Annotated in this window: 20 protein-coding genes and 1 pseudogene; 18 read left to right on the plus strand and 3 right to left on the minus strand. The window is 66.8% G+C overall.

The genetic code is table 11. The features are described from left to right. Positions 1 to 463: 463 nt before the first annotated feature. Positions 464 to 862 (plus strand): annotated as a pseudogene (locus JQN83_RS34330) (BTAD domain-containing putative transcriptional regulator); the annotation flags it as partial. A gap of 145 nt (positions 863 to 1,007) precedes the next feature. Then, positions 1,008 to 4,103 carry an AfsR/SARP family transcriptional regulator gene (locus tag JQN83_RS14405; RefSeq protein ID WP_307799283.1) on the plus strand — a complete coding sequence of 1,032 codons (3,096 nt, stop codon included), beginning with the start codon at positions 1,008 to 1,010 and terminating at the stop codon, positions 4,101 to 4,103. On the opposite strand, the gene JQN83_RS14410 is transcribed toward JQN83_RS14405, so the two are convergent. Next, positions 4,064 to 5,875, minus strand: a complete 1,812-nt coding sequence (locus JQN83_RS14410; protein WP_208567642.1) for a condensation domain-containing protein — start codon at positions 5,873 to 5,875, stop codon at positions 4,064 to 4,066. The genes JQN83_RS14405 and JQN83_RS14410 overlap by 40 nt on opposite strands. Before the next feature lie 184 nt (positions 5,876 to 6,059). Here JQN83_RS14410 and JQN83_RS14415 point away from each other — a divergent pair, with 184 nt between their 5' ends. From JQN83_RS14415 to JQN83_RS14480, 14 genes are all read left to right on the plus strand, one after another. Further along, positions 6,060 to 7,325 carry an MFS transporter gene (locus JQN83_RS14415; RefSeq protein ID WP_208567643.1) on the plus strand — a complete coding sequence of 422 codons (1,266 nt, stop codon included), beginning with the start codon at positions 6,060 to 6,062 and terminating at the stop codon, positions 7,323 to 7,325. A 279-nt stretch (positions 7,326 to 7,604) separates the two neighbouring features. Further along, the gene (locus tag JQN83_RS14420) at positions 7,605 to 8,294 is read left to right on the plus strand and encodes an O-methyltransferase (protein WP_208567644.1); all 690 of its coding nucleotides are present in this window, start codon (positions 7,605 to 7,607) and stop codon (positions 8,292 to 8,294) included. 153 nt (positions 8,295 to 8,447) lie between these two features. Beyond that, a complete protein-coding gene (locus JQN83_RS14425; protein WP_208567645.1) occupies positions 8,448 to 9,050 on the plus strand; it encodes an O-methyltransferase in 603 nt (200 codons plus the stop codon). Continuing rightward, positions 9,047 to 10,090, plus strand: coding sequence for a hypothetical protein (locus tag JQN83_RS14430; RefSeq protein WP_208567646.1), 1,044 nt, complete (start codon positions 9,047 to 9,049; stop codon positions 10,088 to 10,090). The genes JQN83_RS14425 and JQN83_RS14430 overlap by 4 nt, the downstream gene beginning before the upstream one ends. Before the next feature lie 89 nt (positions 10,091 to 10,179). After that, on the plus strand, positions 10,180 to 10,398 hold the full coding sequence (locus tag JQN83_RS14435) for a phosphopantetheine-binding protein (RefSeq protein ID WP_208567647.1): 219 nt from the start codon (positions 10,180 to 10,182) through the stop codon (positions 10,396 to 10,398). 16 nt (positions 10,399 to 10,414) lie between these two features. Further along, a complete protein-coding gene (locus JQN83_RS14440) occupies positions 10,415 to 13,513 on the plus strand; it encodes an AMP-binding protein (protein ID WP_208567648.1) in 3,099 nt (1,032 codons plus the stop codon). 88 nt (positions 13,514 to 13,601) lie between these two features. Continuing rightward, the gene (locus tag JQN83_RS14445; protein ID WP_208567649.1) at positions 13,602 to 13,853 is read left to right on the plus strand and encodes an acyl carrier protein; all 252 of its coding nucleotides are present in this window, start codon (positions 13,602 to 13,604) and stop codon (positions 13,851 to 13,853) included. A gap of 1 nt (position 13,854) precedes the next feature. After that, positions 13,855 to 15,045 carry a hypothetical protein gene (locus tag JQN83_RS14450; protein WP_208567650.1) on the plus strand — a complete coding sequence of 397 codons (1,191 nt, stop codon included), beginning with the start codon at positions 13,855 to 13,857 and terminating at the stop codon, positions 15,043 to 15,045. Positions 15,046 to 15,064: 19 nt separating this feature from the next. Further along, the gene (locus JQN83_RS14455) at positions 15,065 to 15,961 is read left to right on the plus strand and encodes a TauD/TfdA family dioxygenase (RefSeq protein ID WP_208567651.1); all 897 of its coding nucleotides are present in this window, start codon (positions 15,065 to 15,067) and stop codon (positions 15,959 to 15,961) included. Further along, on the plus strand, positions 15,958 to 17,418 hold the full coding sequence (locus JQN83_RS14460) for an AMP-binding protein (RefSeq protein WP_208567652.1): 1,461 nt from the start codon (positions 15,958 to 15,960) through the stop codon (positions 17,416 to 17,418). The genes JQN83_RS14455 and JQN83_RS14460 overlap by 4 nt, the downstream gene beginning before the upstream one ends. 8 nt (positions 17,419 to 17,426) lie before the next feature. After that, positions 17,427 to 18,338, plus strand: a complete 912-nt coding sequence (locus JQN83_RS14465) for a TauD/TfdA family dioxygenase (protein ID WP_208567653.1) — start codon at positions 17,427 to 17,429, stop codon at positions 18,336 to 18,338. An 85-nt stretch (positions 18,339 to 18,423) separates the two neighbouring features. Continuing rightward, the gene (locus JQN83_RS14470) at positions 18,424 to 20,187 is read left to right on the plus strand and encodes a carbamoyltransferase family protein (RefSeq protein ID WP_208567654.1); all 1,764 of its coding nucleotides are present in this window, start codon (positions 18,424 to 18,426) and stop codon (positions 20,185 to 20,187) included. A 63-nt stretch (positions 20,188 to 20,250) separates the two neighbouring features. Further along, on the plus strand, positions 20,251 to 20,493 hold the full coding sequence (locus JQN83_RS14475) for a phosphopantetheine-binding protein (RefSeq protein WP_208567655.1): 243 nt from the start codon (positions 20,251 to 20,253) through the stop codon (positions 20,491 to 20,493). After that, complete coding sequence (locus JQN83_RS14480; protein ID WP_208567656.1) at positions 20,490 to 21,956, plus strand: condensation domain-containing protein; 1,467 nt, start codon at positions 20,490 to 20,492, stop codon at positions 21,954 to 21,956. The genes JQN83_RS14475 and JQN83_RS14480 overlap by 4 nt, the downstream gene beginning before the upstream one ends. A gap of 1 nt (position 21,957) precedes the next feature. Here the strand turns inward: JQN83_RS14480 and JQN83_RS14485 are convergent, their stop codons facing one another. Further along, entirely contained in the window at positions 21,958 to 22,671 is a 714-nt protein-coding gene (locus JQN83_RS14485) for an LmbU family transcriptional regulator (protein ID WP_307799285.1), read from the minus strand. Positions 22,672 to 22,691: 20 nt separating this feature from the next. Next, positions 22,692 to 23,027: a hydroxyisourate hydrolase gene (locus tag JQN83_RS14490; RefSeq protein WP_208567658.1), complete on the minus strand. Its 336-nt coding sequence runs from the start codon at positions 23,025 to 23,027 to the stop codon at positions 22,692 to 22,694. Positions 23,028 to 23,217: 190 nt separating this feature from the next. On the opposite strand from JQN83_RS14490, the gene JQN83_RS14495 reads away from it, so the two are divergent. Next, positions 23,218 to 23,532, plus strand: coding sequence for a glycosyltransferase (locus JQN83_RS14495; protein ID WP_208567659.1), 315 nt, complete (start codon positions 23,218 to 23,220; stop codon positions 23,530 to 23,532). A gap of 135 nt (positions 23,533 to 23,667) precedes the next feature. Next, complete coding sequence (locus JQN83_RS14500; protein WP_208567660.1) at positions 23,668 to 25,248, plus strand: HAL/PAL/TAL family ammonia-lyase; 1,581 nt, start codon at positions 23,668 to 23,670, stop codon at positions 25,246 to 25,248. Positions 25,249 to 25,424: the final 176 nt, after the last annotated feature.

A 25,424-nucleotide genomic window follows, 5' to 3' on the forward strand; every position in this document is an offset into this window, starting at 1 on the left:
GACAGCGCGCATTCACCTGCGCCGCACAGTTCGAGTGTCCGCAGCTGTCCGGGATCCACGAATGTCAGTGTAGCGAACGATCATAGTGATTCATCGACATCCATGCTGACGAGAGGATCGCGATCATGCCGCCGACCTACCACATCGGGTGTCGGCCGCTCAGGTCGCCTGCCTTCGCCGGCGAAACTCCTCCCTGGTCGAGAAATTTGACCAGACCTTACCGGACAGTCTCATTCGTCCTTCGTACCGCGTCCCGGGTATCCACATGAACCACCCATCGTGGACTAGGGCCACCGAATGGTCTTATCCACGTCTGGGCCGGAATTCGTTGCGGCACCGAGCAGCCGCTGCGCGGTTTCGCATTCTTGACCGACTGGAGGTCATGGGCGGGACCCGCCAATCGCCGTCCGCGTCGCAGCAGAGGATTAATCTCTTCAGGTTGTTGCTCGAACCTGACCGGGTGATGTCCGTCGAACGCCTGGTGGACGCCGTCTCGCCTACCGCGCCACCGTCGGCAACCAGAGAGCAGATCCAGATCTGCGTCTCGGCCATCAGGCGGACGCTCGGCCGCCGGTGGCAACTCCGACGCCATCGTGACGCGCCCACCGGGTCACTCGATCCGCTGCGTCGTACGGGGGTCGGACCTGATGGCGTCAGCGCCCGGCGCGGACTTGCCCGATACCGCCTGGATGACGCGGTGAACGCCCTACGTGACGCGTTACGGTTGTGGCCCCGCACCGCCCCGCTGGCGGGAGGTCGCCGCCAGCTCGTCCAGCACATCGACACTCAGCTGGTCGAACGGCGGCTTACCACGGCCGGGATGCACGTCGACGCACGGCTCCGGCTCGGCCCGCACAACGAACTGATCGACGGCGGCGAGGCGTCCCCCGCGGTGTCGACGGCTCACTCCCCCGGGCCCCACCGCCCGCTGACGGACCGCCACGACGGGACCTCGCACCTGTCGAGCGACCACGGGATCGTCCGCCACGACGCGGAACGTCCACCTCGTGCCCATCACGTCGAAATGGCTTCGGGTTATGCACTTCAGGATCCTTGGTTCGCTCGACGTCTCACTTGGTCGAATGGCTTTACCGTTTCCCAACGGCCGCCAGCGAACCGTGCTGGCGATGCTCCTCATGCAGGAAGGAAACCTCGTATCGCTCGACCGGATCACTGAGGGGATATGGGGAGAGGATCCACCCGTCACCGCCAAGGGGCAGATCCATACCTGCATCTCCGCTTTGCGGCGTCAGCTGCGAAAATTCGGTTACGGCCAGGTGATCGCCACCAGCCTGGTTGGCTATACGATCCACCTTCCCGCCGAGTCGCTCGACTCCGCTGTGTTCCGCCGGCTGGTCGACTCCGGCCGTGAACTGGCTGCTGCCGGGAAGATCATGGACGCGGCAGCCGAGCTTCGTGCCGCGCTCGCGCTCTGGCGCGGCCCGGCGGTAGCCTCGGACGTCGAGAGCGGGTTGGTCAGAACGATGGCGATCCGGCTTGAAGAGGAACAAATCAGGACTACCGAAGAGTGTATCGAGCTCGAGCTCAAACTCGATCGGCATCACGAACTCGTGGCCGAGTTGAGTGAGCTCGTCCGAGTTCACCCATTGCGGGAGTCGCTGAGAGCGTTGCACATGCTCGCCCTGTACCGGTCAGGCCGGCAAGCAGACGCCCTTGAGTCGTTCCAGGAAATCCGGGCCATCCTCAGGGAAGAAATCGGCCTGGAGCCGTCGGACCAGCTCGACAGGCTGCACAAGTCCTTCCAGGAACGGGTCGACTCGCGGCCAGTCGCGCCCCGGACCGGTCTCGGGCCGGAACCCACCGGCAGGGTTGACGCCGTTGTCCCCCGACAGCTTCCGCCGACTGTCGCCGACTTCACCGGTCGAGAGGAACTGGTCGACACCGTCATCGCGAAGCTCTCCGGATCGGCGTCCGGGGAAGGCCGGCGATACATGCCTGTCGTGTGCCTCAACGGTAATGGGGGCGTCGGTAAGACGACCCTGGCCATACACGTGGCACACGCCGTCCATCATCTGTATGACGGAGGCGCGATCTTCGTCCAGCTCCCCGGCAGCGACGGTCATCGCAGCGACCCGCTGGACGTGCTGGCCAAGCTGCTCGGCTCGCTCGGCTTCCCCCTGGCGGCACTTCCGGAGGAGCCCGGACACCGGATGGCCGCCTACCGCAGCTGGCTCGGCGATCGCAAGGTCCTGATCCTGCTCGATGACGCCGACAGTGCGGCCAGCGTCACGACGCTGATGCCAGGAAACTCCAACTGCTGTGTGCTCGTCACGAGCCGCTACCCGCTCACCAGCCTGCCCGGTGCCGTACACGTCCAGGTGGAGAACCTGGACGAGGCAGCCTGCGTCGAGCTGCTCGGCAAGATAGTCCCCCCTGAACGCGTGGCCGCCGAGTCCGACATGGCACTCGAACTGGTCAGGCTGTGCGGGTGCCTGCCGCTCGCCGTGCGGATCGTCGCCGCCAAGCTGGTGAAGTGGCCGCACCGGAGCATCGCGCAGATGGTCTCCCGCATGAAGGACGAAACTCGGCGACTTGACGAGCTGACCCTCGGTGACATGAGCGTCAGGGCCACGATCGCTTCCTCGCACGGTGGCCTCAGCCAGGGTGCGCGGCAGCTGTTCACCAGGCTCGCGCTCCTCGGCCCGGCGGACTTCGCATCCTGGGTCTGCGCTCCGTTGCTCGATGCCGACAGTGACTCGGCGGCCGACCTGCTTGACGAACTCGTCGCGGCCCGTCTCGTTGAGGTGAGGGCGGACGACACGGGCCGATACCGGTTCCGACTGCACGCTCTGGTGCGCATCTTCTCCCTGGAGCGGCTGGCAGCGGACGAGGTGCCGAGCGAGCGTCGTGCCGCGCTGTCCCGACTGTCGTCCTGCTGGCTTTCCCTCGCCGTGGACGCCCACCGCCGCGTCTACGGCGGTGAGGGGCCGCGCTGTGCCGCGCAGTTGTGGATGCTGCCGGCCAACGTACGCGATCAACTCGTGGCGGACCCGCTTGGTTGGCTCCGGCTGGAGAGCGCGGGGCTGGTTCTCGCCGTGTCCCAAGCAGCTCATCTCGGACTGGACGAGGTGTGCTGGGGGCTGGCTGTCGCCCTGGTCGCACTGTTCGAATCCGATCACCGGTTAGAGGACTGGCTGCGAACGCACGAGACAGCGCTGGACGCCGTCAGGCGGACGGGTAACAAGCGCGGTGAGGCCGCGTTGCTGTACTCGCTGGGGACGATGACGCTCAACAGCGGCGTGCAGGACGCCACGTCCACCCTCGAGTCCGCCCTGCGCCTCTGCGAGGAAATCGGCGATGCGGCGGGCCGGGCCCGGGCTCTCGGTGCGCTCGCGTTCGCTGACCGAATGGCCGGTCGGTTCGACCGGGCACTGCGGGGCTACCGGCGGGCTCTGGCCGACCACCGGTCCGTCGGTGACCAGGTAGGCGAGGTCGATGCGCTGGGCAACATGGCGCAGATCTACATGGACAGGGAACTCTGGGACGATGCCAGGCTGCTCCTTGACCAGGCGGTTGCCAGGAGCGCCACGCAGGCGCGCACAGCCGCCCGGGTCGAGCACCGGCTCGGTGCCTTCCACCTCCGCACGGGGAACTGGCGAAACGCTGAGGAGTCGTTCATCAGGGTGCTGGCACGGGCGCGGGAGTGCGGTGACACGGTGGGTGAGGCGCACGCGTTGGCCGCTCTCGGCTCACTCATGACTCGCCGGGGACAGTACGAGTCCGCGCAGGTCACCCTGTCTGCCGCGCTCGCACTGTCGCGGGGCATGGCCGGCGGTCTGACCAGTGGCCGGGTGCTGCTGTCATTCGTCGAGTTCTGCGTTGTCGTCGGAGACTGGGACCGCGCCGCCACCCTGATCGGCGAGGCGCTGATGACCTTCAGTGAAACAGGCCCGATTCCGGTGCTCCGTGCCAGGTTCCTTGAGTTCAAGGCCCACGTGGAGGCGAGTTTGGGAAATCCCCGGGCTGCGGACGCAGCCCGGGCCGAGGCCCTTGGTATCACCCAGCAGTACGGCTCCGGCATCGCGTCGGACCATCACGACGGCTATCGACTGTGTAGCGGCGCCTCATTGGACTGGCCTTGAGCGTCTGGCAGCCCGCTCCTTCCCGACCCCGCGCTTGTCGCCGGCCAACCGACGGGGTTGTCGACACCGACCGGAACTGCGTCGCAGACGACGTAACGGCGCGGCGTCATCGCTGACGGGTGTGCCGGTAGCGCGGCCATGCACCGTGCGTGAGCCTGCTCCGGCGTCCGGACGGAATCGGAAGCCTCGACATACGCCACCAGCGGCTCGCCCGCCACCTGCGAGAAGATCCGCGCACTGGCTGGCGCGAACGCGTCGTCGAGGAGCCCCTGGACCTCAGCCAGGTCGACCCACTGGACATCGGTCCTGGCCCAGCTCGAGTCCCGACGGACCGGCTCCATCTGAAGGACCTCGACGATACCCTCGTGATCAAGGTCGACGCCGGCTGCCGCCACCAGGAGACGCTCAACGGCCTGCAGCAACGATGTCAGGTGTTCCGCCGGCACCCGGCCGAGGTCGGAACTCCAGCCACCCAGTTCCACCTCGCCTTCCAGCCTGGAAACATCGAATCGGACGGGTGTCGCCAGACGGAACGGCATAGGGTGACGGCGCAGTCGGGTCCGACTCAGCATGGCGTTCAGGTACTCGGGCGATGGTGGATGTTCCTCCACAGGCACACCGCTTTCGATGACACTGCAGTTGTAGATGGCATCGAAACAGAAGAACACACCACGGTCATGCGCTATCCGGTTGCCGACTTCTTCGAGCTCATATGCGTCGTAAACGCCGTGCATGCACCCTTTCAGCATGCCACTCCATGCGTTTCTCACCAGTTCGTCGAAGCTCGCTGAGCCGACATCGATGGCGGCGACGCCTGTTTGGGCGAGCGTGCCGACGTAGTCGTAGAGGTGGCGCTCAAAGCGGTTCGAGGGCATCACCGGAAAGACTATTTCGCGATAGCCGGTACGCACGGAGAGCACGGCGCACACCGCAGCAAGCAGGCAGCTGGACCGGCTGGTTCGCGTGCGTGCGCCCACGCACTGCGCGGCCAGTGCGGCGGCCGGTGACGACATGAAGACGCCCACTGTCTCGTCGCCATTCGCCTCGATGAGCGCAGGCCCCACAGAAGGTGTCAGGTAGAGCGGCGAGGGCATCACGGCAAGCTTGCTGCTCCAGTATTCCAGCGTCCTGCGACGCTTTGCACATTCACGCTCGGAGCGTTCGAGTTCCGCCTGATCCAGCGGCTGATGGCGAGGCGGTCCCACGACTCGGGCCGAGGGATCGCTGATGAGTTCAGCCAGCTCATGCTCGAGGATGTTCGCGCCAGCCCTGTCCACCGCCATGTGGGAGAACTCGACGAGGACCGCGCACACCACGTCAGCGCTCGCGGCGAGGGCAACTCGCAACTGGTGGCCGGCCAGCCGCTCCTGCGCGGTTCGTGGTGGAGTTGAGCTGGCCAGGTACCTGGCCAGCGCAGCCTCGACGTCAACCCGATCGGCCCGGTCGTCTTCCAGCGAACAGATGTCGACCATCAGCGTGCCTGCGGAGGAAACACGCTGACCTGGCGGCGGTCCGGTGACGAAGGACGTCCGCAGCACTTCGTGGCGAGCGACCAGGAGGGCAAGGCTGTCGGTGACATCCTCCACACTCGCCGTACCACTCAGGCTCACCGCACACGTCACGACAGGATACGGCTGGCCCTCCCTCGAACCGAAATCATCAATCCACTTCAGAATGTTGATCTGACCTATGGTCAGTGGCCCCTGCCGGGCGGCCCCGGCGGAGAAATGTACGGGTACCGACGATCGCGGGGTGAGTTTGATGACTGACATACCAATTCTCCATGCACGCTCACGGAGTGCGAACTTTGCTGGTTCTGCCATCGACTTCAACCAGTTCTAGCTGAGGCAATCGCCATCGTCAACAAGCGACAGACATACCTTGACGTCAAGACTGACGGATGATTACGTCTTCGCGTACGGCTGATATGGCCATCCTTCTGAGAGGAGCGGCCGGGTGCGCGTCAACAAGGGGGCCAAACCGCTCGGATTCCTGCTGAGGAATCCTCACTTCGGAACGTTGCTGGTCGTCAACCTGGTCTCGTCGTTGGTGGGAGCGGGCGTCGGCATCGCCTTGAGCGTCCATCTCTACCAGCTCACCGGCTCGCCGATCTGGACAGCCCTGCTCGCGGCCACCCCGACCGTGGCCGGGGTGGCCTTCGGGCACCTGGCCGGGACGGTCACGGACCGCTGGGGCGCCCCCCTGCGGATCATGCGGCTCGCGCTCTTCCTGCGGGTGCTGGTACTGATGGCCCTCTTCGCGGTCGCCGACTCGCCGCTCGGCCTCATCTGCGCGGTGTTCGCCCAGGCAGCCGTCCAGCAGCTCTACACCCCGGCAGAGCAGGTCCTCGTCGCCGACTACGTCACCGCCGAGGACCTGGCCGAGGCCAACGGCCTGAACTCGTTCGCCTCCAATGCCACCAGGCTGGTGGGGCCGGCACTCGGCGGGTTCACGATGGGATGGGTCGGGTTCCGCTGGACGGTCATCGGGGTGACCACGCTGATGCTGCTGTGCACACTGCTCAGCCTGCTGCTGCGAGGATCCGGGCGGAAGACGCCGCCTGCCGGCGATACGGCGGAGCAAGGCACGGAAGGCGCCGGCGACAGGTATCTGGCGATCGTCCGACGCAGCCGTCGCGTTCGGGGCCTGATACTCCTGCAAATCCTCGACGCGATCAGGGAGGCACCCCTGTCTTCCATGTTCCCAGTGCTCATGCTGGGCGTGATCGGTGCCACGTCCGGGCAGATGGGCCTGGTCAACAGCTTGTTCGCGGTCTCGGCCCTGATCGCTGGTCCGATGATCGGCACGGTGGTCCGCCGGCTGGGGTACCGCCTTCCCGTCCTGCTCGGCGCCGCCATCTCCCATGGCGCGATCGTGGTGCTGGCGATCTGGCCGTCGCTCCCGCTGGCGTACATCGTCTTCGTCGTTTCCGGGCTGCCCTTCACCATCTCGTGGGTGGGCGGACAGACCTGGCTGCTGCTCAGCACGCCACTCTCGCTGCGCGGCCGGATCGTGGGCACGACCGGCGCCATCTACGCCGGGGTGTCGCTCGTCGCCATGCTCGCGAGCGGCGTACTGGCGCAATGGTTCGGCCCGCGGTGGGTCATCGGCGTGGGTGCCTTCATCGCGCTGATAGGCCTACTGGCCATCGCCGCACTGCTCGACGATCGCCAGCAGCAGCACAGCACCAGCCAGCCGGCACAGGTGACCTCCGCGACGTGAGCACGACACGCGGCCTCCGCCTGCCGCCACACGCACCGGCCAGCGGCTGCGGGCTCCACTGGGGAGCTGTCACCCGGGCATGCCGGGTCGGTTGTCCTGCCGGCGGGACAACCGACCCACCGCGACGTTCCGACACCCCGGAAGCTGACCACTGCCACTCGGGCTGACCGCTGCCACTCGGGAAGGCCGCTGCCACTCGGGAAGGCCCCTCTGAGGCTGCGGGAGCGCTGGCACATCGCAGCATTGACAGTCGTAGATTTTGGCAGCCAACATTGCGATATGGACATGTCGATGCCTCCAGCAGGACTCAAGTCCGCCTTGTTCTCCGATTCAGGATTCAGCGACCAATCCCGCATCCAGTCGCTCATGGAAGACATATTCCGCCATTCAGAAGACCCCATGATCACCTTGGACGACCGGGTCAGCGTCCTGTCTCAGGTCCTGTACCTCATGTATCTGGCGCGCGCCCGGAAGGCCAGCTCCATAGCCGAAATAGGTTTCAGTATCGGCTACTCGAGCATCGCCTTCCTGGAGAGCTCGCCCGGCGCGCAGGTCACGTCCTTCGAAATTCACAACGAGGCACTGGCCAAGTCGGCGAAGGAGTTCATCGACTCCCGTTACCCGGACCGTCATCACCTGATCTACGGAGACTCCACGCACACGGTCCCCGCCTTCGAGGCACCCCGGTCGACAGACGGTTTCGACCTCGTCTTCGTCGACGGCGCCCACGAGTACCCGACGGTGAAGGCGGACATCGCGAACGCTCGACGGCTGGCCAGGCCAGGCGCCACGATCGTGGTCAACAGCCTGACTCCCTGGTTCAAGTGGGGAATCGGCCCGACGACCGCATGGGACGAGGCGGTCCGGGACGGCATCGTCACCCCGCTCGAGTACGTGTCCAACGCGTGTGCCGTCAGCCGAATTCAAGGTCCGGTCGACCGTGCGTGGGCAGTCGGACAATTCCAGTAAGCGAACGTCCGGCACGCCGGCACCGAAGTGTTGACAACGAAAGCTTGAGAAAGACAACATTCACGTATGGACACGTCAATGCCTCCAACAGGACTCAAGTCCACCCTATTTTCCGATTCGGGCATCAGCGACCGATCACGTATCAACTCGCTCATGGAGAGCGCATTCCGGCGTGCCCAAGGGTCCGGAGCCGCACTGGACGACGGAATCAGCGGCCTGGCCCAGGTCCTATATCTCATGTATCTGGCGCGTGCCCGGAAGGCCAGCTCCATAGCCGAGATAGGTTTCAACATCGGCTACTCGAGCATCGGCTTCCTTGAAAGTTCTCCCCAGGTGAAGGTCACCTCCTTCGAAATCAACACCGAGGCCTCCGTCGAGTCGGCGAAGGAATTCATCGACTCCCGTTACCCGGATCGCCATCACCTGATCTACGGAGACTCCACCCACACGGTCCCCGCGTTCCAGGTGCCCCCCTCATCGGATGGTTTCGATCTCGTCTTCATCGACGGAGGCCACGACTACCCGTGCGTGAAGGCGGACATCGCGAACGCTCGACGGCTGGCCAAGCCAGGCGCCACGATCGTGGTCGACGACCTGACCCCTTGGTTCAAGTGGGGAATCGGCCCGACGACCGCATGGGACGAGGCGGTCCGGGACGGCATCGTCACCCCGCTCGAGTACATGTCCGACGCGGTCGCCGTCAGCCGAGTTCAGGGACCAGCCGAGCGCGCGTGGGCGGTTGGGCAATACCGGTGAGCAGCGTAGCGGCCGAACACGTCGCGGATGTGCGACGTCACCGCACGATTTTGCCGGTGACGACGAACCCCAGCATCCGGGCTTACCAGCCGTATGCGTACCCGGTCTCCATCGTCGAGGCGCATGCCCCCGAAAACCGTGACTGGATTCTTTCGAACTTCATCCACCTGGCCTACGACGAACACCCGGTAGAATCCCCATCACTGTGCTTCTATTCATACGATTTCGCGGCCAATCCTCATCTGCATACGATCAGGGCCGGCCGTGAGTGGATGCAGCGGTGGATCGGCCACAGCTTCGCGCAGTTCGTACACGAACAGCTTCTCGACGGTTGGTATGTGTACACGTTCATCGACGAGTTCTTCGTTCCGCGGCGACCGACGTACGGGCAGAGTCCCCGTCATCATGACGTCCTCGTCCATGGGTCAGACAGTGACGCGGGTATCGCGCATCTACTGGGTTACGACGAGGTGATTCGGTTCGAGACCACCCAGGTTTCCTGGAGAGAGCTTGACGCCGCCTACGAGTCCTGCGCGAACGCAGACCACCCGTGGTCGCGATCATTCATTCTCTTCAAGTTCAACCCACTGGCGTCCTACCGGTTCGATCCACGGTTCGTGGTTGCCGAGCTGGAGCTCTTCCTCGCGTCGGGGAACCCTGGTGGAGCTACGCAGGGTCTGGTCATGCCGGACGATCGCCTGTACGGCGTAGCGGCGCTGGAGGCGTACCGGGACGAACTCCTGGACACGCCGTCCGACGACACGGGGCTCGATCTGCATGCCCCCCGGGCGCTGTTCGAGCACAGCAGTCTGATGTCCGAGCGGCTGCGGTTGCTGCTCGGCGCGGATAGGTGGCAACGCCACTTCAGCGAGCGATACAGCACGGTCCTCCGCTTCTATTCCGCGCTGCCCGTCGCGATGTTCAGTGCGAAACACAACGATGACCGATCGGCGCTACGCCGACTGATGGCCGACTATCCCGAGATCATCAAGCAGCAAATAGGTACGGTGACGGACGCACTGGACTGTCGAGCACGATGATCTCAGACACGCGGAGTGCGGGGAAAAGCCGACGGGCCGTGATCGCGGCGATCTGACCACCTCGCGTTACGCGACAAAGGAGGCTGACGATGCAGGCGCGCAAAGTTCTTGAACAAGAGTTCCGCGTGGTGACTGGTCGCGAGCTGCCGGACATGACGGTGGACGTATTCGGGCTTGGCCTCGACTCGCTGGGGATTCTGTCCTTGCTGGGAGGACTGCGGGAGGCCGGATACGACGTTTCACTGGACGACCTCCTGTCCGCGGCCAGCATGAATGAATTCGTGGTGATGATGGCGGACGCCGGGTGACCAAGGGGAAGCGATCATGATCAGCTCTGGTGTGGACGGACGAGCAACCCTGGCGACGGTGCTGGCAGAGCGCATCCGTCGTGGCGCGGACGAGACAGCATTGGTGGACAGCACCGGCAACGTCCTGTCGTACGCCGACCTCGGCGCGCTCGCCCGCACGTGCGACGAATTCTTCGGTCAACGGCACGCGGAAAGGGTCGTCATCGTCGGCGCGGCGTCGATCGAGGTCAGCGCGCTGATCGCGGTCTGTTTCTGGACCGGGCGGACCTTCATGGTCATCGACGACCAGGAAAGCGACGCCGTGCGGCGGCAACTCATCGACCAGTTCGGCGCCGACGTGATCCTGTTGTCCGGCGCGTCCGCCGACACCACGCCGGCGAACCTGACGAACGAACCGGTCACCGTCACCGGGCGGGACCTGGCTAGACACGCCCAGCAATGGGATGGCCATGCTGTGCTCGAGCACAGCGAACGCATGGCGGTGCGGACACCACGGGCAGCGGCATACTGCGTCCGGACCTCTGGCACGACAGCGGACCCGAAGCTGATCGAGATGAACCGTGCGGCGATCGAACACTACTGCGCGGAGTTCATCGCCAGGTATGCCCTCGCGCCGGGCCACCGCCTGGCGCTGTGGGCGGCCCCCACCTATGACGCCCACTACTGTGAACTGATCCCGGCCCTGGCCAGTGGCGCGGTTGGCGTTGTCGCGCCGATGTCCATGCGCAACGACGGGGACGCGGTGCTGCAGTGGCTCAGCGCGGCACGTATCACCCACTTCGAGACCACTCCGTCGATCCTGAGGCGGGTGGCGTCCGCCGCGGTGCGGCCCGAGGCGTCGTGGCCGCCGCACCTGACGGAGGTGATGTGCAGCGGCGAGCGGCTCGACCCGCGAGTGGCACGGCAGGTCTTCGACGCCGCGGAACGCTGCGGGGCCACGGTCAGACTGCACAACGAGTACGGCCCTTCGGAGTGCATTCTGCTGACCTGGCACGAAGTCACCGCGGAGGATGCCGACTCGGGCGACATTCCGGTCGGTGACGCGATCGCGGGACGGACCCTGTCCATCGAGCCGTTGGACGACCAGTCCGGCTCCTCAGCGCAACACCCCGGTGAGATCGTGGTGGAGTCTCCGTACCTGTGTCGCGGATACGGGTCGGAAGAGGTCGGCACGCTCGTCGCATTTCCGGCGCCCCGTGGCGTCCCGCTGTTCCGGACAGGTGATCTCGGCTATCTGGACCACCGTGGTCGCCTGCGGTTGTCGGGACGGCGTGACCGCACCGTGAAACGACGCGGTGTACGGATCAATCTCGACCAGGTGGAGGCGGTGCTCCACGCGCTCCCGGCCGTGGGTCAGGCGGCCGCTCGAGCCGATGAGGCAGACGGGCAGGTGCTGATCCACGTCTGGGTCGTGCCGTCCGACAGCAGCCTCGATCGTGTCGCGGTCCTGACGCAGATCGCCGACACGATGGAGGTCCGCCTCCTGCCCGACCGGGTGATGATCTGTCCACACCTGCCGCGCCTGCACTCCGGGAAGGTCGACTACCGGTCTCTGGAGGTAGCCGACCCGGGCGACGAGCAGGTGGCGGTGACGGCGGACGAGACGACGGTGAAGGCGGTCGCCGCGGCGTTCGGGCGGGTGCTGCCCGGCGTGGCCGTAACACGCTCGACCGACTTCTTCGCCAGCGGCGGACACTCCCTCCTGGCCCTCGATCTGAGCGCCCACCTGGAGCGCGACCTGGGAGTCAGGCTGACGATCCGTGACTACCTGGCCCACCCCACGGTCGCCGGGCTCGCCGGGATGGTGGACCGCAGCCGTCGTCAGACCCCGCGATCCGCGCCGACCACTCCCCCCGTAGCCCCCGATGAGGAACTGACCTCCACCGAACGGCCGATCTGGGTGTGGAGTCAGATGTTCCCCAGCGACGGTGCGCTGAACGTCGTCGGGGGGTTCACCACACACGCGGCCATCACCGAGCAGCGCCTCCGGGACGCGCTGTCGACCTTGCTCGAGGACGTGGCCCAGCTGCGAGTCCAGTACGTCCCGGGCCGCGACCGCCCACGACGGGTCGTACGCGAAGCACGCGTCGCGCGCGTCGACGTCCTCCGGGTCTCCACATCCGCTGACACCTTTCCCCACCCGGAGGTGGACAGCAGCGCCTACCAGCCGTTCGACGTCGCGGCGGATCAGCTGGTCCGGGCCATCCTGGTCCGCTCGCGTACGCAGGCCGCACCGGTGGGCGTCTATCTGGTCGCCCACCACCTGGTGTGCGACGGAGTGAGCATGGGACTGTTGGTAGCGGAGTTGCAGCACCGCCTCGACACACCGCAACGCCGAACAACGCTGTCCTCGCGGTGCGTACTGCCCCCGGCGCGACCCGACGCCCGTCTCGTCCAGTCCGCGGCCGGGCACTGGTCCGCGGTCAGGCGTCAGGTGGCGGCCCAGCCGTACGACGAGCGGCTGCGTCCCAATGATGCCGCCGCAGGAACGTCGAGCGTCGTCTGGCGGCTGCCGACGCAGCCGGTCAGGGAACTCGCGTACTGCCTGTCGGTGAGCCGGGCGGCTGTCCTCATCACGTTGATCGCCACGGCGGTCGGCCGGGTGCTGGACCGGGACCGGGTTGTCGTCGAGACACCGGTCTCGACACGGACGCCGGACGAGGTGCGCTCGATCGGCAACTACGCGGTTGACGTACCCCTGCTGGTCGATCCTGCCGGCCACGACACCACCCGCGTCATCGGTACGGTCAACCGCGACCTGTTGGCGGCCGTGGACTTCGCGGCGCTGGTCCCGGGGTTCGGCAGCGTACGACCGGGACAAGCGTGGGCACCCGTCGGCGACGTCGTCGTCGTCCTCGAGGACCACGTGCCCGTGCCTGCTGTCGAGATCGACGGCGTGGCGAGCTCGCTCACACCGCCCATCGGCTCGCCACCGCGCCATGCCCTGGCGTGCTACTTCCGGACCAACGCACTGGCCGAGGACATCACCTGTGTCGTCACGGGCCGCTCCGACGGTGGGCTGGCACGTGCTGTGCGTGCGGAGGCCGACGCCACTCTCACCGCCATGACCAAAGCAGTTCTCACCGAGGAGGCCCGGCGATGGCCAACGTCGTGATTCGGCCCGCTGAACGCCGGGAGCTCGAGCACCTGCCGGCCGGGCTGGTCCGCTCCCCCGCGGTCGGTACCCGGGAAGAGGCGGATCGATGAGGGCAGTCGACTACCCGCAGGTCCTGCAAGAGGTCGAGGCCTGCTGGCGTGACGTCGCGCCGGCGTCCGCGATGACGCTGGCACCGCACGACAACCTCTTCGAAGGCGGTGCGGACTCGTTCACCTTCATCCGGCTGGTGCGATCGGTTGAAGCCGCGTGCGAGGTCACGCTGCCGCTGCTCGAGGTCTTCGAAGATCCGCAGCTGGCCACCATCGCGCGGTGCGTCGTCGAAGCGAGGCGACGCTGAGATGGCGACGGTTCTGCCTGCCACCGCGGCCGAGTTCGGCCTGTGGTACCAGGAGCAGGCGGCGGAACTGCCGGGGCGCTACCTGTGCCTCGCGGCCGCGGAGCTACGCCCCGGGACGCGGGTGAGCCTTGGCCACGCGGCCAGCGCCATGACCGCTGTCCGGGCCGCCCATCCCGAGGCGCTGGCGCGGTTCGCGGTCGACGAGCATGGCCTACTGCACAAGGTCCTCGACCCGCCCGCGGCGACGCCACCCGCGGAGTTCCTCGCGTTCCCGGCGGATTGGTCACGCACGGACGTCATCTCCCACTTGACCGGGTTGCCGACCCCCCTCGCGACCGGGCCGCTGGTCCACCTGGCCGCACAGACCGATGACAGGGGAAACGCCGCGCGGCTGTTCGTGCTGGCCCACCACATCGTCTGGGACACACGTTCCGAGGAGATCTTCTGGACCGAGGTCGACCGCCGGCTCACCGGCCCGCGGGAAGGCGACGCGAGACATGACGATCCCGGCGTCAGCCCTTCGGTGCACCACATCGCCACGCGAGACCATGCCCCGCTCGTGACCGACCCACAACGGCACCTGACGATCCCGAACGGCGACCGGGTGTGGGAGCGGCTCGCTGCCGCGGCGCGGCGAGCCGGAGTCACCCCGTTCGCCTGGACAGTCGGGCACCTGGCGGCCGCGGCGGCGGCGTGGTCGGAGCCGGCGGCGATCAGGGCGTACATCGACGTGGACCTCCGGCCGCTGGCCGGCACGTCCCCGGACACGATGGGATTCCATCTGGCTCAACTGGACGTCGCCACCGTCGGGCGTGGCACGTCCGGTGCGGCCGCCGCCGCAGCCGTCCACACGGCCGTGCTGCGCCAGCTGGCCGCCGCCACGCGGCAGGAGATCCGCCCGGACAGCGAAGCCACCGACCGCAGCGGTCACCCCGTCAAGTTCTACTTCCGTCACATCCGGAACCAGCAGCGCCTGCACAAACTACAGCCTGCCGCTGTCCGCTTGCCGGTGGCACGCAACCAGCTGTCGGTAGGCGTGACCGTCACCGATACCAGCCTCGACATGACGGTCACCGCACGACGCGGCACCGCCGACAGCATCGCTGTCGAGCGTTTGGCGCGGCTGGCCCGCCAGCACCTCGTCTCGGCAGCGGCACACGGTGAAAGGGCGGCCAGCGATGCAGCACCTTAGGCTCGACGGCCCACCGCAGGTGTGGTGGCACCACAACTCGGCGGCGGTCGCGGAGCACCTCGGCCGTGACGGTGCGGTCGTCATCGACGGCGACGGGTTGTGCCAGGACGTGGCGACCTTCCAGCGGCTCGCCGCCGCGGCGTGCGGGCCGCTCGCCAGGGACAACCCGGAGCACGCCAGCATCGACGACGACCCCACGGGCACGATCAACAGTCCGACCCCGTTCTCCCGGACCAGAAAGCTGCTGTGGCACAACGAGAACACGTTCGCCCGCCTGTGGCCCAGGCGAATCATCTTCGGTTGCCAGGAGATCGGGGACGGTGGACAGACACCGACCGTGGACATGACGGCCGTCTATGCGCGACTCGGCAGCGCGGCCAGGGACGTCCTCGCCACCGGGGTCACCTACGTTCGCCGACTGGGCATGGACCTCGGGCTCGACTGGCGTCAGGTCTACCGCACCACTGATCCCACCGTCGTCGAGCGCGCCTGCGAACGGGAGGGCACCACCTGGAGGTGGGATGAGCACGGCGGCATCCTCACCACCGAGCAGCGACGGCCGGCGGTCATCCTCGACCCGGCCACGGGCCGACCCTCGCTGACAGCACAAATCCTGCATTGGCATCCCCGCGCGCTGGACCAGGATGTTCACGATGCGCTCCGCCTGTTGTACGAGCCTCACGAATTTCCCAAAGGGTGCCGACGTGGGGACGGCGGGCCGATTCCCGACGCCGTCATCGACGAACTCGTAGAAATCTGCACCGACCTGGAGGAAGTCGTGCCCTGGAAACCGGACCGCGCGATAGTCGTCGACAACCTGCGCCGCAGCCACGCGCGTGACCCCTATTCGGGTGTGCGTCGTTTGCTGGTCGCCGCCGGCGACCCCGTCGACTGCACGGAACTGGCACGGCCGTGACCACCCGCGCGCACAGCCTCGTCGACGACCTGACCAGTTCCACCGCCGCCGCGGTCATCGAACAGGGCGCGGTCACCACGCACGCACAGCTGCTGTCGCAGGCCCGCGAGGTTGCCGTCCAGCTGCGCCGACGCGGGGCCGAACCCGGGGCGATCGTGCCCATCCAGGCGGCACCGAGCACGACCGCCCTCGTCCAGATCGTGGCCATCCTGATGACCGGAGCCGCCTTCGCTCCGATCGATCTCCGCGTGCCGCCCCGCACCGCCGCCAGGATCGCCCGTCTGTGCGGTGCCGACTTCATCCTCGGGGCCGCCGGCGCGACGACCGACGGCGTCGCCTGGCTCGGCCCTGGGGACGTGGCCGACGAGCCGGGCACCCACCGCCTCATCCCCACCGTCCCGCGGGACACCGTGTACGTGATTTTCACGTCGGGCACCAGCGGCGAGCCGAAGGGAGTCGTCGTACCCGAGTCAGCCGTGGCGGCCTACCTCGGCTGGTCGATGCGCGAGTACGACTGCACCCGAGGATGGGGGGCGCCGCTGTTCACCTCGTTGGGCTTCGACCTGACGATCACCAGCCTGCTCGGACCGCTCCTGAACGGCAGACGAGTGGAGGTCCTCGATCCGTTGCGTTGGCCGCTGCACGTCGCCAACGACCCGGGTCTCCTCCAGGGTGCCAGTTTCGTGAAGATGACGCCGAGCCAGGTCACCATGCTGTGTGAGCTGCTGGAGGCGCGTGGGGCCCGGTGCCCGATACCGATCCTGGTCGTCGGAGGTGAGGCCCTGTACGGGCGCAGTGTCGCCCGCTGGCGCGACAGCCTCCCCGACACCCTGGTGGTCAACGAGTACGGCCCTTCCGAGGCGACCGTGGGCTGCTGCCGCTACACGGTGCCGGCCGACTGCACCAGTCACGAGATTCCCATCGGAACTGCTCCGTCGGGCGTCGAGTTGAGTATCGAGGGACCGCCTCCCCGGGCCGGACACGAGCTCTCCGAGGGCGAGCTGGTGATCGCCGGGGTGCAGGTCGCGACGGGTTACCTCACCGCCGCGGACCCGGACGACGCCCCGGCTGGCCGCGGGCAGTTGCGACCGTTCCCCAGTTCCGCCGGCAAGCGCAGCTACCGCAGCGGAGACCGCGTGCGACGCGACCACGACGGGACCTACACCTACGTCGGCCGGCTGGGACGGGAGGCGAAGGTCGCCGGCTTCCGGATCAACCTGGCCGCTCTCGAGTCGTGCCTCAACGCCTTTCCGGGGGTGGTGAGCGCCGCCGTCCGGGTGGACGAGGTGCACGGTCTCCGCGCGGCCGTGGTGGCTCGGGACGACGGAACGACCCAGGACGACCTTCTCGCGCACCTGCGCGAGACATTTCCGTCCTATGCGCTGCCGCATTCCATTCGCATCAGCACACAGATCAACATCACAGAACGTGGAAAGTCGAGCGTGTCATGGGAATAGCGGGAGAGATGTCGGCCACCCCGATCACACCATCCGACATGGACAGCGACCTGACCGCCGGGCTGAGTGAGGAGCAGTCCCGGTATGTCGACGAGCGGTTGATGTCAGCGGGCCGGGTCCTGTTTCGAGGATTTCCCCTCGCGACCACGGCCGACTTCGCGAAGGCGGTCCGGACACTGGGCGGCGACCCATTGCCCTACACGGAACGCTCCACGCCGCGGAAGCAACTCGAGTCGGGGATCTACACGTCGACCGAGTACACCCGGGAGGAGGAGATCTTCTTCCACAACGAGAACTCCTACCAGGCGACCTGGCCGGGCCGGCTCTTCTTCTTCTGCCAACGGCCGCCCGCTTCGGGTGGGGCGACGCCGCTGGCCGACGTGCGTCAGGTCACCGCCTCGCTCGACGTCGGGGTCGTCGAGGAGTTTCGCCGGCGCGGCTGGCGGCACATCCGGAACTACCATCCGCAGATCGGCCTGCCGTGGAGCGAGGTGTTCGGCACCACGAGCCGCGAGGCCGTGGATCTCTACTGCGGAAAAAGCGGCATACAGACGCACTGGAGCAACGAGGGGACTCTCCGCACCGTCGCCGACCGGGTGGCCCTTCACCGCCATCCAGGAAACGGCGAAGAACTATGGTTCAACCACATAGCCTTCTTTCACTGGACGACGCTTCCCGAGCGTGTCAGCGGAGTCCTCGATCAGCTTTTCGGCCGGGACGGCCTTCCCAACAACACCGTCTACGGCGACGGGGCGGAAATCCCCGCGGAGGTATGCGCCCACATCCGCGAGAAATATCGTGAGGCGGCGACCCGGTTCGACTACCAGCAAGGCGACCTGCTGATGATCGACAACATGCTGACGGCCCACGGACGCGAACCGTACGAGGGGGAGCGACAGATCGCGGTGGCGATGACCTGACGCCGACGAAACCTCTGCTCAAGGCTCATCGAGTGTGAAGAAACCGATGTGAACCCGCGGTGTCGACGAAGAGGAGCTGCAAATCGTGCGATATGTCCTGGGAATCAGTGGGCTGGGCCAGAGCCAGCCATACATGCGGCAGTCGTTTCCGGGTCTGGGCGAGCGCGTATATCGGCTCGCCCAGGGCGCGGACTCGGCAGCGGCTCTCGTCACCGAGGACGGCATCGTGGCCGCCGCGGCCGAGGAGCGTTTCGTGCGGCGCAAGGGCACCGGAGAGTTCCCCCGGGCCGCGATCGAGTATGTGCTAGGCGCGGCTGGCATCTCTCCGCGTGACGTGAGCGCGGTCGCACACAACTTCGACTTCGGCCGGTATCAGACGTACTTCGAGTCCGAAGGCGCGATCGGGGAATACCAGAACGTGTACGCGCCCGAGGTCATACAGCGCGATCTGTTCGCGGCGTTTCCCAGGGACCTCTGGAGCGATGACCTGAAGGTCATCCCGATATTGCACCACCAGGCCCACGCCGCCAGCGCGTTGCACTGTTCCGGCTTCGGCTCCGCCGATGTCCTGGTCGCCGACGGGATCGGCGAGTTCGAGAGCACGTCGCTGTACACCGGCGGATCGCAGGGACTGCGGTTGCGTGGCCAGGTGGGCGGACTGCACTCCATCGGACTCGTCTACGGGCTGGTCACCATGCATCTGGGTTTCTGGATGAACTTCGACGAGTACAAGGTCATGGGACTGGCACCCTACGGGGACCGGCGGCGACTCCGTTCGGCGTTCGACGCCCTTGTCGTCCGCCAGCACGACGGCCGTTACACCACGCCGCTGACATACCTGAACGAAACACCGCAGGAGCGCGCTACATACCAGAGGTCACGGGAACATCTCGCCTCGGTCCTCGGCCCGCCCCGGGAACCGGATGCGAGCATCGAGCAGCATCACCTCGACATCGCCGCGGCGCTGCAGGCCGTGACCGAGGAAACCATCGTCGGCTTCCTGGCGGCACACCAGGATGAGCAGTCCAGCGAGAACCTGTGCCTGGCCGGCGGCGTGGCCCTGAACTGCGTTGTCAACCAGGCCATTCGCAAGAGTGGGATGTACCGTCGGCAGTTCGTCCAGCCAGCGGCCGGCGACGACGGAACGGCGCTGGGTGCGGCGCTGACGGTGATCGAGGAAGGCACCGAGGCGCCCGGCAGGCGGATTCGCCCACGCATCGGGCCACCCTATCTCGGTCCGGCTTTCACCTCCGAGCGTATCCAGGCCACGCTGGAGCGCACCGACCTGCGATGGCGGCGGTGCGAACCCGACGACCTCGTCGGTGAAGCCGCCGCGCTTCTCAATGACGGAAAGGTCGTCGCGCTCTTCCAGGGCCGGATGGAGTACGGCCCGCGCGCGCTGGGCAACCGCAGCATCCTCGCCGATCCACGAACCGTCGAGATGAGGGACCGGATCAACTCGATGGTCAAGCAACGGGAGGAGTTCCGGCCGCTCGCGCCGGCGGTCCTGCACGAGTACGCGGAGCAGTGCTTCGAAATCGACGACCCCGACGAGTACCTGTGGATGATCGAGACAGTCGATGTTCGTGAGGCGTGGCGGCCGAGACTCGGGGCGGTGACGCACGTCGACGGCACTGCCCGGATCCAGGTGGTGCGACGCGAGGACAACGAGCTCTACTGGCGGTTGATCGATGCCTTCCGGGCGATCACCGACATCCCGATCCTGCTCAATACCTCGTTCAACTCGCGCGGGGAGCCGATCGTCTGCTCACCCGAGGACGCGGTGGCGACGTTCTCCCGGATAGACATCGACGCGATGGTCATGGGAGACGTTCTGGTGTTGCGGTAGGAGAGCCGGCGGATCCGTGGATCCCCGCGGCCAGGGCACACTCTCGGACCTCAGGAGGCAGCCGTGCGAACCATCGATGAAACCCAAGAGCTGATCGGAAGCATCTGGGTCGAGCTTCTCGGCCTCGACGCGCCGCCTGACCGCTCGGCGCACTTCTTCACTGTCGGCGGCGACTCGATCCTGTGCGTGCGCTTCGTCGCCATCGCGCGCACACGGGGTGTCGAACTCACCATCCGCGACGTACTGGAAGACGACGAGCTCAAGTCCCTCGCGGCCCGAGCACGTCCGACGGGGGAGCGATCGTGAACGGTCGGGGCCGCGACACCACCTCCGAGTCTGTCCGTGCGACGCTCTACGCGACAGCCGGGGCCAGCGAGGCATTCGAGGTTCCGGACGACCGATGGGCGCGGATACCCGCGCTGGGCCTGGTCTCGCCCGAGGATCGTCGACGGCTGCCGGTCAATGCCGTGGATGCCTTCCCGATGAGCGAGCAACAGGCCGCGATGGCCACCCGGATGCTCATGGCCGCTGCTCTCCGAGACCGCGGTGCCCTCGGTGTACCGGCCTATCACAACGTCGCGACCTCGCGTCTGACCGTACCCCGGGTGGAGCCTGCGGCTTTCGAGGCGGCCGGGCTCGGCCTGGTGCGGGAGCACGAGATGTTCCGCTCAATGCTGGATTTGGACCACTACTCACGCCCGATGCAGATCGTACTGGAGCACGTCGACCGGCCATTGGTGACGGTGCGCGACCTGCGGGGACTTCCCGATGCCGAACAGCAACACCGGTTGGCCGAGTTCGCTGACGCCGAGAACACGCGGACCATCGACCTGACAGATCCGCCCCTCGTCACGATCACGGTCCACCTCCTGAGCGAGACGGCGATCACCCTGACCCTGACCGAGCCGCACGCGATCGCTGACGGGTGGAGCACCCACCTGAACCTGGTGGAATTCCTGGACCGCTACGTCGCGGAGCTCACCGGGCGGCCACCCGAGCGGCCGGCATCATCTGACGCGGACGGCTCGCCCCGCTTCAGACTTCGCGAGCACAGCGCCCAGCAGCTCTTCCAGTCGCTCACCGTCGCCGACGCACAGTGGTGGAGCCGGTACCTTTCCGGGCTGGAACCGCGGTCGAGTGCCGGGTCCACTCGTGACGGCCACACCTGGCATGACTCGGTGGAGATCGCGGGCCAGGAGAATCGGATGCTGAGTCGACTCGCGGCCAGTTCCTCCGGGTTGAAGGCTGTGCTTCTCGCCATCCACCTCGAGGCGCTGGCACGACTGGGTGGCGAGCGGAGCATCCTCACCGGCATCCCTGTCAATACCCGACTTGCGGTACCGAACGGCGTGGACGCCCGGGGGATGTTCCTCAACGTCGTCCCGCTGCGAATCGACGTCCCGGCACCGGGCAGGGAGGCCGTCGCCCGGGCCCATCGGGAGCTGATGCAGGTCACCATGCGGGGCCGGACTCCGCTGGCCCAGTTGGCCCGCACCGTCGGCCGGGCAGTGGTTCCCACTTCCCTGTTTGGTTTCAACAGCTTCCACAGCATCGCCGGTGTCGCACAGAGGCTCGGCCTGGACACGCTGGAGGCGTTCGACGACTGGTCCCACACGGACTTCCCGTTCGAGGCCAGCTTCAACCGAAGCGAAGAGGTAGGTGAGCACATCCGCGTTCTGCTCTATTCCGAGGGCTCTCCGCATACGCGCGCCGACGCGACCGCGGCGTACCGCGACGCCGTTGCGCGGTTCGCCCGGCTTGAGGGATGAGTCAGCTGACTCCGACGGCTCGCGTCGCCGGGTTCGGTTCCCGCGAAGCGAATGCCAGGGCCGCGCGAGCGGCCTGCTCGAGCATCTGTTGCGCCCAGGTGCCGACGGAGAGCTGGGACTTGCTGGCCGCCTCCGTGATCATGGCAAGCTGATCGTCGGTGACGTCCAGGTGCAGTTTCGAGGCCATGGCGGTGTCACCGATGCCGGCGTCTTCACGCCCGGCGTGCGCGTGGGTGGTCACCCCGGCCGCGACACCTCGGTCAGCCAGGTCCTCGCCGCGCGTGGAGAGGCTGGCGCGCACCTCGCGCCGCAGGTCGTTCCTCGACCAGCTGAACACCTCCGCCTTCCGAAGCCAGTAGTCCTGCTCCGGCTCGGGGAGACCGGCGACCGCGGCGTGATGCTCGAAGCTCAACCCCGCCCTCCGCCTCGGGTGCGCGAACTTCCTGGCGACCCACGCATAATTGCGTAGCGTCTTGTAGTCGAGCGAAGTCTGCTCGACAGCACTGCGGTAACGCCCGGTGAAGCGGGTTTCGCCGTAGATCAGCCAGTCGCCCAGGCACCATGCCGAGTTGCTCGCGGCCTCGGCCAACCTCTGGCCGATTCCCAGCCAGTTGTCAAAGGGTATCCCGCTGTCGAGGCGCAGTCCTGGTGGCGGCAGAACGGCGACGCCGGCCGTGACAGCGTCCGCGGGCAGGGGCGGGAACTGAGATGACACTGGCCCTCCTGACTTAGCTCTCATTGCCCAGCCTCGCTGAATATGATGCAGTTAGCGGGACTCACCAGCAGCGTGATCTGATAGACCTGGCCCGGGTTGGCCGTGAAGCACACCCCGATCGACGAATTTTTGGGCGCGTACCCGAGCGTGCTGAAGTATTCACCAAGATCGAATTCAAGCCGGTATGCTCCATGCGGCAGTGAAAGTTCCCGCATGCTCAGGACCTGCCCGCTTTCGTCTGCTCGCCCAGTCCATCGCCGCACGAATTCACCATCGAACTCTCGACTGAGGGTGACCGCGAGTCCGGCGGCCGGCCTCCCGTAGATGCCGTCGACGACCCGGACAGAGACGCTCATGACGAGACTCGACCCTCCTGATGATCATGAATCAAGAGCCGACCCTCTCGGGCATCTGGCTCACACATCCGACCATGGAAGACGCCGGTCCTCCGTCGCTCTCACGGCGCTCTCACCGGACCCCTCCCGGGTCAGCACACAGACACCGCGCCGGTAGTGGCGTGAGAGCGACATTCGACAACGTGGTCGCATGCTCAACCACCCACAGTTGTCCGTGGTGATCCCCACCTACAACCAGGCACCATCGTTGCGTAAGACGCTCACGTCGCGCACCGAGGAGCGCGACCCGCCGCCGCTCGAGGTCGCGAATCAGCCGAAAACACAGAGCAGGTCGCGGAGGAGTTCAGTGACCGCCAGCTTCGACCGCGTCGTGATCACGTCCCGCTCGTCGCGGCTGTGGCCGCAGTGGGGCGAGTTCATCCGAGCCGAGGCATCGCGGATCGGCGTCAGCGTCCGCTGCACCCCCGCCCTCCACGGCGAACCCGGCACAACCGTTTCGCCGTAGTACGTCCCGCTCCCCGGCACAGCTCCCTCTGACGATGGTCGCGGTGCATGACGGGCGTCATGACCGGCACTCTCCTTGGAAACCCCCGAACGGGCCCTGACACCACTTCGGCGCGGCAGGCACGAAAGGCTGACAATGATTACCATCACCGGGCACAGTCTCACCATCAACGACGTGGCACGGGTGGCGATCGGCCGGGAGACGGTCGAACTCGACGAGCAGGCGCTCCAGAGGACACGCGAGGCGCATGAGCGGATCACCGAGTGGGGGATGAACCAGCGCCCGATGTACGGCGTGAATACCGGCTTCGGCGAGATGGCGCACGTGACGGTGCCCGCCCGCTACATGAGTGAACTGCAGGTCAACCTGCTTCGCGGGTGCGCGGCCGGCTGCAGCGAGGTGTTCGACGAGCCCGAGGCCCGCGCGATCCTGCTCGCCCGGCTCAACTGCCTTGCCCGGGGCTACTCCGGCGTCTCGACGGAGACCCTGTCGCTGATGGCGGAGCTGCTCAACCGCGGCATCACCCCGGTGATCCCCAAACAGGGCTCCCTCGGCGCCAGCGGCGACCTCTCCCCCTTGAGTCACATGGGACTCCCGCTGATCGGCGAGGGCGAGGTCTTCTTCGGCGGCGACCGCGTACCCAGCATGGACGCGTTGCAGGCCAACGGCCTCAAGCCGGTGGTGCTGGGGTACAAGGAAGGTCTCGCACTCAACAACGGGACCTCGGCCATGACCGGGGTCGCGGCCATCGCGCTCCTGGAGGCCCATGACCTGCTCGAGAACGCGGTGCTCCTCGCCAGCGTCGCGATCCAGTGCCTGCGCGGCTCCGCGGCGGCCTACGACGCGCTCGGGCACGAACTGAAGGGCCATCCCGGTCAGATCCAGATCGCCGAGCGGCTACGGTCACTGCTGACGGGCAGCAAACTCACCCGCAGGCACGCGGAGCTGATGACGGCCATCGAGCAGCAGACCGGTGACGACGACGCGGTCACCGACACCGGGATCTACATCCAGAACGCCTACTCGCTGCGCTGCGTGCCGCAGATCCTCGGCCCGGTCGTGGAGACGATCGCGTTCTGCCGCGGCATCGTCGAACGCGAGCTCAACTCCTGCAACGACAACCCGCTGGTGTTCGCGAGCGCGGACACCTCGTTCCACGGCGGTAACTTCCACGGCCAGTACGTGGCAATGGCGTGTGACTACCTCGCCATCGCGCTGACGGAGATCGGCGTGCTGGCCGAGCGCCAGCTCAACCGCCTCGTCGACCCGGCGACCAGCGGCGAGCTGCCGGACTTCCTCGCGCTGACCGACAGCGGCCTGTCGTTCGGCCTGATGGGCGCCCAGTTCCTCGCCACCAGCGTCGCCTCGGAGAACCTCGACCTCGCGGCACCGTCGTCGGTGAAGACCATCCCGTCGAACGGCCAGAACCAGGACGTGGTCAGCATGGGCCTCAACGCCGCGCGCCGGTGCCTGCAACTGTCCGCCAACGTCTCGACGATCCTCGGGGTACTGGGCGCGGCGTGTTACCAGTCGGCGCACATCCTCGGCGCGGAGCAGCTCAGCGAGCCGGGCCGGCAGTGGTTCGCGCACACCACGCAGACCGTCGGCCCGCACGACGAGACGATCCCGGTGAGCACGATGCTGTCCGCCGCGCGCAGCAGCCTCCTCAGCCAGGAGGGTGCCGAGCTGGCACACAAGTACGTCAACCTCGCGTGACGGGAACCGTACCGGGACGCCGCCTCCGAGCAGTGCGGGTACCGAGCAGGAGGCAGGGCCCCGGCAAAGTCGTGACGGTGTCTGACTTGGGAGTCTTGGTATAGAAGCGCCGCTGTTGGTGGCAGCAAGACGGGCATGACCCGTTCAGAAGATCATCAAGGTTCCTACGCCACGGT

It is taken from the genome of Micromonospora antibiotica, from assembly GCF_017599305.1.
GTDB lineage: Bacteria > Actinomycetota > Actinomycetes > Mycobacteriales > Micromonosporaceae > Micromonospora > Micromonospora antibiotica.